This window comes from Microbacterium sp. LWH10-1.2, assembly GCF_038397765.1.
GTDB lineage: Bacteria > Actinomycetota > Actinomycetes > Actinomycetales > Microbacteriaceae > Microbacterium > Microbacterium natoriense.
Genome location: NZ_CP151638.1, coordinates 1,651,514 through 1,664,499, shown reverse-complemented (window position 1 = coordinate 1,664,499; position 12,986 = coordinate 1,651,514). Strand labels below are relative to the sequence as shown.

Genomic DNA, 12,986 nt, shown 5'->3' with positions numbered 1-12,986 from the left:
ATGCCCTCCCGACCCGATGCCGACGATCCGCACCTCGGAGAGCTGTCCGAGGGAGAGATCCTGCGGGCCATCCTCGCCAGGACCGCTCCCGCCTCGCACACGATCATCGGGCCCGGCGACGACGCCGCCGTGATCGCTGCGCCGTCGGGAACCGTCGTCGCGACGACGGACACGCTCGTGCACGGTCCGGACTTCCGTCTCGCCTGGTCGAGCGGCTACGACCTCGGCTGGAAGTCGGCCGCTGTCAACCTCGCCGACGTCGCGGCCATGGGGGCGCGCCCGACCGCGCTGCTGGTGGCTCTCGCCGTGCCCCGCGACCTCCGGCTGTCCCTCGTGGAGAGTCTGGCCGACGGCTTCCGAGACGCTTGCGCAGCCCTCGCTCCAGGGTGCTCGGTCGTGGGCGGTGACCTGACCGTGTCCGACGTGCTCACGGTCGCGGTGACGGCACTCGGAGACCTCGAGGGTCGAGCTGCCGTGACGCGGGCGGGGGCTCGGCCCGGTGACGTCGTGGCGGTTGCGGGAGAGCTGGGAGCAGCGGCCCGCGGACTCGCCGTGCTGTTCGGCCGCTTCCGAGACGGCGAGACGCCTGTCCCGGTCGACCCCACGCGGCTCGCCGAGGGGGAGCGTGCGGCGCTCGACGCCCAGCTGCGCCCGTCTCCGCCGATCGGACTCGGTCCGTTCGCCGCCGTCGCCGGGGCGACGGCGATGATGGACATCTCCGACGGCCTCGCGCTGGACGCGCGGCGCCTGGCGGCGGCATCCGGTGTGACGATCGCCCTGGACGGCGCCCGCCTCGGGGCGGACCCGACGAGGGCGCTGGCGGGCGGCGAGGACCACGCCCTGCTCGCGACCTTCCCCGCCGATTCCGTTCCGGCCGGTTTCCGCACGATCGGCGTCGTGCGCACGGCCGGCGCCGAGTCGCTCCTCTGCGATGAGGCACTCGTCGACATCAGCGGCTGGGATCCCTATCGGGACTGGGACTCCGCGGCGGGCTGATCGTCGGCGGGCTCGGCCCACCAGAGCGTCGTGTCGCCGTAGTTCTTCTCCCGGAACAGGGAGAGTCCGGCGCCGTCGAAGTCGGGTGCGGCCGACCGCTTCGCGCGTTCGACGATGACCAGCGCGTCGGGGGAGAGGAGCGGGGCGAGCGCGAGGAGGTCTGCGTTCATCGCCGCGTCCTCGATGTCGTAGGGCGGGTCGGAGAAGACCAGGTCGTAGGGTCCTGTGGCGCGCAGGAGGAACTGATGCACCGCGCTCTCGTGCACGCGGGCCATCTCGAGACCTCCGGCCTTCGCCGTGGTCGCGGCGTTGCGTCGCACGATCGCGGCGGCCGGGCGCCCCCGCTCGACCAGGTCGACGCTCAGGGCCCCTCGACTCAGCGCCTCGAGGCCCAGCGCACCGGAGCCGGCGTACAGATCGAGGACACGCGCACCCGCGATCGCCTCCGCGGATTCGAGCGCACCGAAGAGCGACTCCCGCACCCGGTCGCTGGTCGGGCGGGTGCCCGAGCTCGGCACGTCGAGGCGCGCTCCTCTGGCCTTGCCGGCGATGATCCTAGTCACCTGTTCACGATACGACAGAGGCGACGGAGGGATGGCCAGGGCCGGTCACCGGTTTCGGTGTCCGTCGGCGTCGATAGAGTCGTTGTCATGCCGCTCACTCTCGACTCGTCGCTGGACGAGGCGCTCGGGCCGACGCCCGCGAAGACGCTGAACCGCGCCTTCGGGATGCAGAGCGTCGGCGACCTGCTGTCGCACTACCCACGTCGCTACGCCGACCCAGGCGAGCTCACGCCCATCCGCGAGCTGCCGCTCGGGGAGACCGTCACGATCGTCGCCGAGGTCCTCTCGTCCAGCGCGCGGGCCATGCGCAACCGCAAGGGCGCCATGGTCGATGTGGTGATCGGCGACGGCATCGGCAAGATGTCCCTGACCTTCTTCGCGAAGAACCTCGGTGCGGCGAAGTGGCGTTCCGAGGAGCTCGCGGTCGGGAGACGCGGGGTCTTCTCCGGCAAGGTGGGGGAGTTCAACGGCGTCACGCAGTTCGCCCATCCGGAGTACGAGCTGTTCGACGACGAGGATGCGGCGCGTCGACGCGCCGACGCGCGAGCCGCCGTCCTCATCCCGATCTATCCCGCGACCGCGAGCCTGCAGACCTGGCAGATCGCGAAGTTCGTGGTCAGAGTCCTCGACGATCTCGGCGATGTCCCGGAGCCGCTGCCCGACGCCGTCCGCCGTCGAGAGGAGCTGCTCACCGCGAGAGAGGCTCTCGACCAGATCCATCGCCCGAAGACCCGGAACGACATCGATCCTGCGGTGCGGACGCTGCGCATGCACGAGGCGCTGACCCTTCAGACGGCACTGCTGCAGCAGCGCGATGCGGTGCGCGCGCTCGCGGCGACGACGCGCCCCGCACGGCCCGGTGGGCTTCTCGAACGATTCGACGCGGCGCTCCCGTACACCCTCACCCCGGACCAGCAGACGGTCGGCGAGCAGGTCGCGGAAGACCTCGTCGGCGCGTGGCCCATGAACCGCCTCGTGCAGGGCGAGGTCGGCTCGGGCAAGACGCTGGTCGCGCTCAGGGCGATGCTGCAGGTGGCGGAGTCCGGAGGCCAGGCGGCGCTGATCGCTCCGACGGAGGTTCTTGCAGGCCAGCATCTGCGGTCGATCGCGAAGATGCTCGGCCCCGAACTCGCGCCGCTCGTGATGCCGACGCTCCTCACCGGTCAGATGCCGGCCGCCGACCGGCGCAAGGCGGCGCTTCGCGTGGCATCGGGTCAGGCGCTCATCGTCGTGGGAACCCATGCGCTGCTCGGTGAGAAGACGACATTCGCCGATCTCGGCCTCGTCGTCGTCGACGAGCAGCATCGCTTCGGAGTCGAGCAGCGCGAGGCTCTGCGAGCGAAGGGATCGAGTCCGCACGCCCTCGTGCTGACGGCAACGCCGATCCCGCGGACCGTCGCCATGACGGTCTTCGGCGATCTCGACACATCCGTCATCCGGACGATGCCGGCCGGACGAGCGGGCATCCAATCGTTCGTGGCGCCCCTCGCAGAGCATCCGGGGTGGTTCAACCGCGTGTGGGAGCGCGCGTCCGAGGAGATCGCCCAGGGGCGGCAGGTGTTCGCCGTGTGCGCGGCCATCGACACGACCAAGAAGACCGCCGAGGCCGGAGCGCTTCCCGCGGCCGAGGGCGCGAACGGGCCCCGTTGGGGCGTCGTGCAGCTCGATGAGGCCCTCGCCACGCATCCGACGCTGGGCGGCCTGCGACGTGCGGTGCTGCACGGGAAGATGCCCTCCGATGAGAAGGACGCCGTGATGCAGTCCTTCGCGAGAGGTGAGATCGACCTGCTCCTCGCGACCACGGTCATCGAGGTCGGCGTCGACGTGCCCAACGCCTCGACGATGATCGTGCTGGACGCCGATCGGTTCGGCGTCTCGCAGCTGCACCAGCTCCGGGGTCGCGTCGGGCGTGGCGGCGTCCCCGGGCTGTGCCTGCTGGTGACGGAGGCGGAATCCGGCTCTGTCGCGCGCGAGAGGGTGGATGCCGTCGCCGCCACCCTCGACGGCTTCGCGCTGGCGGAGGTCGACCTCGAGCTCAGGGGGGAGGGCGATGTGCTCGGAGCGGCTCAGGCCGGCGTCCGCTCCTCGCTGAAGCTGCTGCGCGTGGTGAAGGACTCCGGCCTCATCGTGCGCGCGCGGGAACTCGCGGAGGCGATCCTCGAATCCGATCCCTCCCTCGACGCGCACCCCGGCCTGAGAGCGGCGATCGAGCGACGTGTGACTGACGAAGACCGTGCGGCGCTGGCGAAGAACTGACGTGCCTTAGGCTTGTGGCATGCGGTGCACTGAGCGATCGAAGGAGTCGAAGTGAGCAGCCGGATCGCCGTCGTCCCGGGTTCCTTCGATCCGCCGACCCTGGGTCACCTCGATGTGATCCGTCGTGCGGCGAAGCTGTACGACGAGCTGCACGTGCTCGTCGTGCACAATCCCGGCAAAGAGGCCATGCTGCCCATCGCCCAGCGCCTCGCGCTGCTGGAGCAGTCCATCGCCGAAGACGGCATGGGCGGCAACATCGTCATCGGCTCGTGGAGCATGGGCCTGCTCGTCGACTACGCGCGCGACGTGAACGCGGGGGTGCTCGTCAAGGGCATCCGATCGCAGATCGACGTCGCCTACGAATCACCCATGGCGATCGTGAACAGGCACCTGGCCGACATCGAGACCGTGTTCCTGCTGCCCGACCCCTCGCACGCGATGGTGTCCAGCTCGCTGGTCCGTCAGGTGGCGGGCCTCGGCGGAGATGTCACGCCCTTCGTGCCTCCGGCCGTCGCGGCCTTCCTCGACACCGGCGCACGCGGGATCTGAGTCGGCGATCACCCAGGTGAGAGCCGGTAACATGGCGGGGTGCGTCCCCGTCTGAATGGCCCCTTCATCCTCCCTGTCCGCGACATCGTCCGCCACCCGGGAGAGATGCGCGAGCACGCCTTCACCGTCCGTCTCGACGAGCAGTGGGGCGAGGGGATCGTCACCTATGCCGAGGGCTCTGAACTCGACCTCGATGTGCGTCTCGAGTCCGTCCACGAGGGCATTCTGGTGTCCGGAACGGCCGAAGGCGAGTACTCCGGAGTGTGCGGCCGATGCCTGATCGACATCGCACAGCCTGTCGAAGTCGAGTTCCAGGAGCTTTTCGCGTATCCTGGTCAGGAAGAAACTGACTTCGAGGTTCAAGACGACCACGTGGATCTTGAAACTCTGGTCAGGGATGCGGCCGTGTTGTCGCTTCCTTTTCAGCCGGTGTGTCAGCCGGATTGCCTGGGTCTCGACCCGAGAACGGGCGAGAGGCTGACCGTGAGCACCGGAACGGAGCAGGCCGCTCCCATCGATCCTCGATGGAGTGCGCTCCAGCAGATCACAGACCAAGACGGAACGGCAGAGAGCCGCGCCGCCGAGAAAGAAGAGAGCTAGTCATGGCTGGTAACCCCCCGAAGCGCAAGGTTTCCCGTTCGAACACCCGCTCGCGCCGTGCGCAGTGGAAGGCGGAGGCTCCTGCCCTCGTCAAGACGATCGAGAACGGCAAGGTCGTCTACAGCCGCCCCCACCAGGCGAAGGTCGTCACAGACTCGCAGGGCACCGAGCTCTTCCTCGAGTACAAGGGCCGCAAGGTCGCCGACGTCTGAGACGCTCATCACGTCGCTGACAGAGGCGCCCGACGGGGCACGGCCTCTTCCGGATAAGCTCCGCGTCGATATCGACGCGGAGCTTCTGGAGTTGGCCCTGACCCACCGTTCGTACGCGTACGAGCACGGCGGGATCCCTCACAACGAGCGCCTGGAGTTCCTCGGCGACTCGGTCCTCGGGCAGGCGGTGACCGTCATGCTCTTCACGACGAATCCCGACCTCGATGAGGGCGAGCTGGCGAAGCGCAGGGCGAGTGTCGTCTCGACCGTGGCACTGGCAGAGGTCGCCCGGGGCATCCGCCTCGGCGATCATCTCCTGCTGGGCCGCGGCGAGGAGCAGACCGGTGGACGCGACAAGGACTCGATCCTCGCCGACACGATGGAAGCCGTCATCGGTGCCACCTATCTGTCGGCTGGTCCCGATGCCGCCACGGAACTGGTGCTCCGGCTGACCAAGCCGCTCCTCGCCGACCCCGAACGGTACGGGGCAGCGATGGACCCGAAGACGAGCCTGCAGGAGCTCGCCGCGCGCGTCGGCGCGACGCCGCCGCAGTACTCGATCGAGGCCAGCGGGCCTGATCACGACCGTCGGTTCACCGCGACCGTCGTCGTCGGGGACGTCAGCATGACGGGCAACGGCACCAGCAAGAAGACCGCGGAGATGGCGGCGGCGCTCAACGCCTGGCGCGTGCTCGACGAGCGTGCCTGAGCTGCCAGAGGTCGAGGTGGTGCGAGCGGGTCTCGCTCCCGCCGCCATCGGCTCGCAGATCACCGCGGTCAGTGTCTTCGACGAGCGCGCACTGACCCGGCATCCCGCCGGAGCAGCAGACTTCGTCGGACGCCTCGAAGGACGCACCTTCACCGGAGCCGAGCGGCGTGGCAAGTTCCTCTGGCTCCCGCTCGACACCGGCAGCGATGCTCTCATCGCGCACCTCGGCATGAGCGGACAGATGCTGCTCCGGGCGCCGGAGGCTCCGGCTGAGCGCCATGAGCGCATCCGCATCCATCTGGAACATCCGACGCACGGCGAGCTGGCCGTCGTCTTCTCCGATCAGCGCACGTTCGGCTCGCTCGCGGTCGATCCGCTCGTCATCGACGGACGGACGTCGATCCCGTCCCAGGTCGTCCACATCGCTCGCGATCCGATCGATCCCGAGTTCGATGACGGTGCGTTCCGCGCGGCGCTCCGCACCCGCGGCAGCGCCGTCAAACGCGTGCTGCTCGATCAGGGCGTGATCAGCGGCGTCGGCAACATCTACGCGGACGAGTCGCTGTGGGCGTCGCGCATCCACCCCGAGACACCGGCGAACGCGCTGTCGACGCAGGCCGTTCGGCGACTCCTCGCCGAGGTGCGCTCGGTGCTCGCGAAGGCGCTGGCAGAGGGCGGCACCAGCTTCGATGCACAGTACGTGAACGTCAACGGACAGGCCGGGTACTTCGCGCACTCGCTCAACGCCTACGGGCAGCAGGGCACGCCGTGCCATCGATGCGGGACACCCATCGTGCGCGAGAGCTTCATGAACCGAGGATCGCACTTCTGCCCGAGGTGTCAGCGACGACGCTGAGCGGCAGGCTGACTGCGTAATGAGCGGTCCGGCGTCCGGTGTAGCTTGATGGCATGCCCGCCCCTCTCGACCGAGCCCTCCTCGATCACGATGACGCGCCGGCGCCCGACGTGTTCCTGATCGCACATGACGACTATCACGCACGGTACGTCGGCAGGACCGCGGACGGTCAGCAGTTCTTCATCACCACGCCCTTCACGAGTGCCGTGACGTCCGGAGCGAGCGCCGAGTTCGTCGCGCGGTACCTGTTCGACGGCGAGGGCGATCTCATGGACGCGCAGATCGTGGCACTCGGACCCCGGCCGGAGGACTCGGCGCTCCCGGGCAATCCTGCGGACTCCACGGAGCAGTCCGATGCCCTTGCCGCCCTCCTGGCGCAGCTCGGTCCCGTGACCTTCGACGACATCACGATCGCCCCGTTCAGCATCGTGGCGCACGGACACGCGTTCGGGATGGTCTTGAACGGCCCCGACGCCGACGATCCGGACGAGGAATGGTACTGGAACGTCACGGTCGAGCCGGGGGACTACATGGCGGTCTACGCCCCCTGGGATTCGGGCGAGTACGACACCTGAGATTCGATCAGCGTCGTTGGTCGCGGCTCAGGCCGGGCGACGATGGCGGAGTCAGCCGAGCGAGGCCAGGAACGTCGCAGAGGGCGCGAAGAACGTCGTCCCCGTGCGCGCGGTCGAGAAGTCGAGGATGCGGTCGTGCAGGCCCGGCGGGTCACCGATGAACATGCGCTCGATCATCTTCTCCGTGACCCAGAGACGTCGTGAGTAGCCGATGAAGTAGGTGCCGAACTCACCGGCGCCTGGCCGCCCGAACGGCATGTTGTCGCGGAGGATGTCGTGCTCGCCCGTCTCATCGACGATCGTGGCGAGCGACTTGTGCGCCTGCTGGGTGCCCGACGCCGCATCGTCGAGTTCGACGTTGTCGGCCTTGCGTCGCCCGATGATCGCCTCCTGCTGCTCGGTCGACAGACTCTGCCACGCACCGAGGTCGTGCAGGTACTTCTGCACCACGACGTAGCTGCCGCCGGCGAACGCCGAGTCCTCCGCCCCGACCAGGGTGGCCTCGGGCAGATCGGGACCGACCGGATTGGCCGTCCCGTCGACGAAGCCGAGCAGATCGCGCGCGTCGAAGTAGCGGAACCCCCAGGTCTCGTCTTCGACGTGTGCGGCGTCGCCGAGCTGCTCCAGGATCAGCCGTTCGAGTTCGAAGCAGAGATCCTGCCTCTCGGAACGGATGTGGAACAGCAGATCCCCCGGAGTGGAAACCGCCGTATGCACCTGCCCCTGCACTTCGGGGAACGCGTGCAGTTCCGACGGCAGCGGGTGCGAGGTGAGCCGTTCCCACACCCGCGCGCCGACCCCGACGGTGCAGGAGAGTCGCGCGCCGAGGTCTCGGAAGCCGACGGTCTTCACGAGGTCCTCGATGCCGGAGACGACCTCCCGCGCGGCATCCGTCCCGGTGTCCGCGAGGGTGACCACCAGGAAGATCGCCGTCCTCGTCAGCGGCGCATCGACCTGCTGCGGGGCAATGGGCACACGGCGTTCCGACACTCTCGTCTCCTCACGGTCAGCGAGCAGACTAGCAGGCGACTCAGGCCGCCTGGAACGAGCGGGCGAGGAGCGGTCGCGTGGCCAGTGCACCCGCCCAGACCACCCCGATGCCGACCGCGACGACGAGCGCGATGGTGAGGAGCGACTCCGGGGCGATGATCATGGCGATCCCCAGAAGCGGGAACACGAGGAGCCCGGCGCAGAGCGCGGAACCGATGGACGTGATGAGCAGCGGCGACATGATCGCCCGCCGACGGGCTCGGTCGACCGTCGCCATGGGCACACCGAGATAGTGCAGGCTGCGGTGCAGCTCGCGCTCGTCGAGGATCGACGAGGCCTGGTTCACTCCGACGGATGCCGCGACCATGAGGAACGAGGCGACGAGCGTGATGATCAGTCCGGTGCGCATGTCGCGCGCGATCGCGATGTCTCCGCTCTCGGCGCCCGCGGAACTCATCACGTTCATGAGCGAGACTCCGGTTCCGGCGAACACGGCCATGAAGCTCGCCATCGCGATGCCGCTCACCTGGCGCCATGCGGACTTGGGGGAGTCGAGCACGATCCGTGCGGCGAGCAGTCTCTCGGGCACCTCGGCTCGGCGCAGCTGACGGGACGCCGACACCTTGAGCACCCACGGTCCGACGAGGTTGAGGACCGCGAGAGCGGCGCCGAAGAGAGCGGCGAGCACGACGATGGTCGTCACGAGACCGGCGATCTGCGGAACGAGCTTGATGAGGAGGAAGGCGATCGCGATCACGGAGGCGCCGAGCACGAAGCGGATCCAGTGCACACCGGATGCCGTGGCCCGCATCCGCACTCCCAGCGGCGAGATCACGACTCGACGCAGGCCGATCGCAGCGCTGGCGGCCGCGACGAGCAGCACCCCGGCGATGACGGCGAGGACGTGCAGGGGCGGGAGCAGGACCGCGCCGAGCCCGAGCGCCTGACCCCGGAACGGGATCAGGGCGATGAGCGGACTGATGGCGAGATGACCGAGCACCCCGACGAGTGCACCGGTACCGGCCAGGAGCACGGACTCGAACACCGTGGCGACCCCGACGCCGAGCGGGGTGACGCCCAGCAGACGCAGAGTCGACAGGCGCTCGTCGCGGCGTCGAGCCGACAGCCGCGCGGCGGCGCCGCCCAGACTCATGAGGGGGACGATGAGGAGCGCGAGGGCGATCGCCGCGAGCGCTTGGTAGAGGGGCGCGAACTCGTCGGTCCAGGACCAGAACGACTGAGCGCCGCCGACGACCGTGAGCACGAGCGTCGTCACCACGCCGAACGCGACGACGGGGAGCATCAGCACTCCCGCCTGCCCGGGGGATGGGCGCAGCAGCAGCGCGAGGACGCGGGGGTTCATGCCGACACCGCCGACGAGACGATCAGGCCGTCGCGGACCGCGATCGTCCGTGAGCAGCGGGAGGCGACCTCCGCATCGTGGGTGACGACGACGAGCGTGCGGCCCTGACCGGTGGTCGACCACAGCAGCGCGTCCATGACCTCGTGCGAGGTGCGCGAATCGAGGGCCCCCGTCGGTTCGTCGGCGAACACGAGTTCGGCGCCGGTCGCCTGGGCGCGCGCGATGGCCACGCGCTGCGCCTGACCTCCGGACAGCTCGCCGATGCGCCGGTCTTCCATGCCTGCGAGTCCGAGCGCGGACAGCCAGGATGCCGCATGCTGCACGGCATCCGCTCGCTTGGTCCCGTTGATCATGGAGGCGAGTGCGACGTTCTCGACGGCGGTGAGTTCGGGGATGAGGAGACCCTGCTGGAAGACGAAGCCGAGACGCTCTCTCCGCAGGCGCGAGCGCGCGGACTCGCCGAGTCCGGTGAGAAGGATGGGGTCGCCGACAGCGGGTCGGAAGGTCACCGAGCCGCTGTCGGGGGTGACGATCCCCGCGAGCACGTGCAGGAGGGTCGTCTTGCCCGACCCCGACGCGCCCATGATCGCGACGGACTCGCCGCGGTTGATCGCCAGGTCCATCCCGGCGAGGGCACGGGTCGTGCCGTAGGTCTTGGTGAGGGCGTGAGCTTCGAGGACGGAGGAGTTCATGCTTCCCAGCCTCTCGTCACGCCCTCACCGCCGTCATCGGCCAGAGGAGTGATCCGGCTACATCGGACGGATGATGTCTCAGATCCTCTTCTGCCACGCGCCGGCGTACGAGACCGGGACGAAACCGATGGCCTCGTTGATGTCGAGCATCGGCCGGTTCTCCTCGGCGTTGAAGGTGGAGACCACCGTCGCCGCGGGGACGAGATCGCGCCACCGCAGAAGGTTGGCGCACTTCACGATCGTTCCGAGCCTGTGCCCGCGGTGCTCCTTCGCGACGAGGGTGCCGAACTGATGGGTGACCCCTGCGCGCTCCTTCGCGATGACCAGCTCGTTGTAGGCCACGAGCGCGCCGGTCGGCGCATGCTGCACCGCGGCGACGGAGACCAGTTGACCCCCGTCGAGCAGCCGCGACTCTCGGCGGATCACGCGCTCGGCGTCCCAGTGCTCGGCGACGAACTCCATGTCACCGCTCGGAGCATCCGTCGACAGCCGGGCGAGGATGGAGGCGTACCCCTCTCGCAGTTCGGCAGGGGTGGGCAGGTTCCAGGAGATGACGCGGTAGTCGGCCCCCGCGAAGGCCTCGGCGTCCGCCAGCGCCTGCCGGATGCCGGTGTCGTCGGCATGCAGATCGAGCTCGCTGTTGCGCTCCACCTGCTCGAGGCCGTACCCCGCGCCGGCGAAGAGATCGGCCAGGGGAGTGGCCGGGATGCGGCCCCACCCCGTGCCGGGCGTCAGCATGCGCTCCGCGTCGATCGGACGGTGCAGGGTCCACGTCTGCAGGATGCTGCGTCCGCGCGACCGGGACTCCTCCTCGGCGCCTGCGAGGAGCGCCTCCTCGACGCCGCGGCCCCAGTGCTCCTCCGCGACGAGCAGGTCGATCTCGGCCGTCTGCGCACCGTCCTCCTGCGCGAACGCGACGGAAACCATGCCGAGGATCTCTCCGTCGACACGAGCCACGAAACCCACCTCCTGGGTGTCCGTGTCGTCCAGCCATGAGGGCAGCAGCTCCTCGGCGGAGGGGGAGAGATCGGGCAGTCCGACGGCCTCATCGCAGATGCGGCGGTTCAGGGCGGCGAACGCGAGGAAGTCGCCGGCGTCGTCATCGCTCAGGGTTCGTGGCACCACGAGCGGAGAGATCGTGATGGGCGGGGTGGTCATGAGAGGTCCTTCCTCCAGGCGCCTTCGTAGGCGATCGGGGTGAAGCCGAGGGCTTCGTTGATGGAGAGCATCGGCCGGTTCTCCTCGGCGTTCCAGGTGATCACGCGGGGACTGTCGGGTCGGAGATCCCTCCAGTCGAGCAGCCCCGCCGTCTTGACGAGCATCCCGAGTCGATGCCCGCGGTGCGCAGAACGCACCAGGGTGTCGGCCTGGTGGGTCGTGAGACCCAGCTCCCCGCCGATCGACAGCTCGTTGAAGGCGCAGAGCTCACCCGTCTCCGCGTGCTGGGCGGCGGTGACGAGCACCGTCTCCCCACGCTGGAGGTAGCGGTCGTCGTGACGAGCGACACGCTCGGAGTCCCACTCCTCTTCCGGCATGTCGAGGTCGGCGTCAGGGGCGTCCGTCGACATGGCCTGCTTCAGGCGGGCGTACCCGTCGACGAACTCGGCGGGAGTGGGCAGCTGCCAGCTCACGATGTGGTATCCCGGCGCGTGCGCAGCGGCCTCCGCGTGCAGAGTGCGGAGCCGGTCGGCGTCGCCACTCAGCTCGAAGGCGCTGACGCGTTCGACCTGCTCCAGCGCGAATCCGTGGCGGAGCAGGAAACGAGCGCCGTGGTCCTTCGGGATGCTTCCGAAGCCGGTGGGCGAGTCCAGCCGGGACTCGTCGGCGTCGGTGTGCTCGATCCAGACCAGCAACCGCGCGACTCCTGCGATCGCGGCCTGCTGCTCGATGAAGCGCAGCGCCGCAGTGCCGATGCCCCTGCTCCATACGGAGCGGAGCAGGTTGATCGTGAAGAAGGCCGCGCGGCCGCCGTCGTCCGCGATGATGTTCAGGACGGCGACGCCGACGGCCTCCTCGCCGATGCGGATCAGCCACTGCCGGCGCTCCAGGTCGGCGTCCGACCGGAGGAGCGCCAGCAGGGCAGCCGGCGCGAGGTGATCGTCGTCTCTGCCCGTGATCTCGGTCAGCGAGGCGTTCCGCACTCGCGCGTACTCGATGAGGTCGGCCGCGTCCGCCGCATCCGCCCGTGCGGGGAGCACGAGCGGATGCAGCGTGGCGGTATCGGTGAGCGGGATGCTCATGTGTGTTCTCCTGTCGGCGCAGCTTTCACTGCGCGTTGGTCAGCGCATCTGCCGTTGCAGCTCGTACATGAGCAGGGCGTGGGTCTCGGCGGCAGAACGTTCCCGCCGCTCGATGAAGAAGCCGTCGTCGGGAGCGAGCGCGAGTGCGCGCGGTGCCCGACGAGGCCGCTGCGCCCGTTGGAGCAGCCACAGACCGATCCTCAGGGACAGCCGATCGGCGAGCGCCAGGCGCCGCTGATCGCGGGGTGCGGGGATCTGCAGGACCAGCTGGTCCTCGGTATCCGGCGGGTGGGTGGTGCTGGCGTACAGCGTGGTATTCACGGTGATTCCTTCGATGAATGATGGTGATGGGGTGCGGAGACGCCACCGACGACGACCGGAGCCG

Annotated in this window: 15 protein-coding genes; 8 read left to right on the top strand and 7 right to left on the bottom strand. The window is 69.2% G+C overall.

All coding sequences use genetic code 11. The features are described from left to right. Window positions 1–996 carry a thiamine-phosphate kinase gene (thiL, locus tag MRBLWH10_RS07960; protein WP_341942267.1) on the top strand — a complete coding sequence of 332 codons (996 nt, stop codon included), beginning with the start codon at window positions 1–3 and terminating at the stop codon, window positions 994–996. Here thiL and rsmD read toward each other — a convergent pair. Next, the gene (gene rsmD, locus MRBLWH10_RS07955; RefSeq protein WP_341942266.1) at window positions 966–1,559 is read right to left on the bottom strand and encodes a 16S rRNA (guanine(966)-N(2))-methyltransferase RsmD; all 594 of its coding nucleotides are present in this window, start codon (window positions 1,557–1,559) and stop codon (window positions 966–968) included. The two genes, thiL and rsmD, sit on opposite strands and share 31 nt — an antisense overlap. 87 nt (window positions 1,560–1,646) lie before the next feature. Here rsmD and MRBLWH10_RS07950 point away from each other — a divergent pair, with 87 nt between their 5' ends. Genes MRBLWH10_RS07950 through MRBLWH10_RS07920 form a run of 7 tightly spaced genes read left to right on the top strand, consistent with a single transcriptional unit; the run spans window position 1,647 to window position 7,316 of the window. Continuing rightward, complete coding sequence (locus tag MRBLWH10_RS07950; protein ID WP_341942265.1) at window positions 1,647–3,815, top strand: ATP-dependent DNA helicase RecG; 2,169 nt, start codon at window positions 1,647–1,649, stop codon at window positions 3,813–3,815. 51 nt (window positions 3,816–3,866) lie between these two features. Continuing rightward, window positions 3,867–4,364: a pantetheine-phosphate adenylyltransferase gene (gene coaD, locus MRBLWH10_RS07945; RefSeq protein ID WP_105673330.1), complete on the top strand. Its 498-nt coding sequence runs from the start codon at window positions 3,867–3,869 to the stop codon at window positions 4,362–4,364. A 51-nt stretch (window positions 4,365–4,415) separates the two neighbouring features. Further along, window positions 4,416–4,964 (top strand): DUF177 domain-containing protein, encoded by a 549-nt coding sequence (locus tag MRBLWH10_RS07940; protein ID WP_105673377.1) that lies wholly within the window; start codon window positions 4,416–4,418, stop codon window positions 4,962–4,964. 2 nt (window positions 4,965–4,966) lie between these two features. After that, entirely contained in the window at window positions 4,967–5,176 is a 210-nt protein-coding gene (gene rpmF / locus MRBLWH10_RS07935; RefSeq protein ID WP_013586329.1) for a 50S ribosomal protein L32, read from the top strand. A 16-nt stretch (window positions 5,177–5,192) separates the two neighbouring features. Beyond that, window positions 5,193–5,885, top strand: a complete 693-nt coding sequence (gene rnc / locus MRBLWH10_RS07930; RefSeq protein ID WP_105673331.1) for a ribonuclease III — start codon at window positions 5,193–5,195, stop codon at window positions 5,883–5,885. Beyond that, window positions 5,878–6,741, top strand: coding sequence for a bifunctional DNA-formamidopyrimidine glycosylase/DNA-(apurinic or apyrimidinic site) lyase (gene mutM / locus MRBLWH10_RS07925; RefSeq protein ID WP_341942263.1), 864 nt, complete (start codon window positions 5,878–5,880; stop codon window positions 6,739–6,741). The genes rnc and mutM overlap by 8 nt, the downstream gene beginning before the upstream one ends. A 53-nt stretch (window positions 6,742–6,794) precedes the next feature. Next, window positions 6,795–7,316, top strand: coding sequence for a hypothetical protein (locus MRBLWH10_RS07920; RefSeq protein WP_341942262.1), 522 nt, complete (start codon window positions 6,795–6,797; stop codon window positions 7,314–7,316). A 51-nt stretch (window positions 7,317–7,367) separates the two neighbouring features. Here the strand turns inward: MRBLWH10_RS07920 and MRBLWH10_RS07915 are convergent, their stop codons facing one another. From MRBLWH10_RS07915 to MRBLWH10_RS07890, 6 genes are all read right to left on the bottom strand, one after another. Continuing rightward, entirely contained in the window at window positions 7,368–8,306 is a 939-nt protein-coding gene (locus tag MRBLWH10_RS07915; RefSeq protein WP_341942261.1) for a Dyp-type peroxidase, read from the bottom strand. A gap of 40 nt (window positions 8,307–8,346) precedes the next feature. Next, on the bottom strand, window positions 8,347–9,669 hold the full coding sequence (locus MRBLWH10_RS07910; RefSeq protein ID WP_341942260.1) for an FtsX-like permease family protein: 1,323 nt from the start codon (window positions 9,667–9,669) through the stop codon (window positions 8,347–8,349). Continuing rightward, window positions 9,666–10,361 carry an ABC transporter ATP-binding protein gene (locus tag MRBLWH10_RS07905; RefSeq protein ID WP_341942259.1) on the bottom strand — a complete coding sequence of 232 codons (696 nt, stop codon included), beginning with the start codon at window positions 10,359–10,361 and terminating at the stop codon, window positions 9,666–9,668. The genes MRBLWH10_RS07910 and MRBLWH10_RS07905 overlap by 4 nt, the downstream gene beginning before the upstream one ends. A 78-nt stretch (window positions 10,362–10,439) precedes the next feature. Further along, entirely contained in the window at window positions 10,440–11,519 is a 1,080-nt protein-coding gene (locus tag MRBLWH10_RS07900) for a GNAT family N-acetyltransferase (protein WP_341942258.1), read from the bottom strand. After that, entirely contained in the window at window positions 11,516–12,601 is a 1,086-nt protein-coding gene (locus MRBLWH10_RS07895) for a GNAT family N-acetyltransferase (protein ID WP_341942257.1), read from the bottom strand. Before MRBLWH10_RS07895 ends, MRBLWH10_RS07900 begins: the two co-directional genes overlap by 4 nt. 39 nt (window positions 12,602–12,640) lie before the next feature. Further along, the gene (locus MRBLWH10_RS07890) at window positions 12,641–12,922 is read right to left on the bottom strand and encodes a hypothetical protein (RefSeq protein ID WP_223586489.1); all 282 of its coding nucleotides are present in this window, start codon (window positions 12,920–12,922) and stop codon (window positions 12,641–12,643) included. Window positions 12,923–12,986 lie beyond the last annotated feature (64 nt).

Bases quoted from the DNA above. Each gene is read 5' to 3' on its own strand.
- thiL (WP_341942267.1), top strand. From the start codon at position 1: ATGCCCTCCCGACCCGATGCCGACGATCCGCACCTCGGAGAGCTGTCC.
- MRBLWH10_RS07950 (WP_341942265.1), top strand. From the start codon at position 1,647: ATGCCGCTCACTCTCGACTCGTCGCTGGACGAGGCGCTCGGGCCGACG.
- rpmF (WP_013586329.1), top strand. From the start codon at position 4,967: ATGGCTGGTAACCCCCCGAAGCGCAAGGTTTCCCGTTCGAACACCCGC.
- MRBLWH10_RS07920 (WP_341942262.1), top strand. From the start codon at position 6,795: ATGCCCGCCCCTCTCGACCGAGCCCTCCTCGATCACGATGACGCGCCG.
- MRBLWH10_RS07910 (WP_341942260.1), bottom strand. From the start codon at position 9,669: ATGAACCCCCGCGTCCTCGCGCTGCTGCTGCGCCCATCCCCCGGGCAG.
- MRBLWH10_RS07905 (WP_341942259.1), bottom strand. From the start codon at position 10,361: ATGAACTCCTCCGTCCTCGAAGCTCACGCCCTCACCAAGACCTACGGC.
- MRBLWH10_RS07900 (WP_341942258.1), bottom strand. From the start codon at position 11,519: ATGACCACCCCGCCCATCACGATCTCTCCGCTCGTGGTGCCACGAACC.
- MRBLWH10_RS07895 (WP_341942257.1), bottom strand. From the start codon at position 12,601: ATGAGCATCCCGCTCACCGATACCGCCACGCTGCATCCGCTCGTGCTC.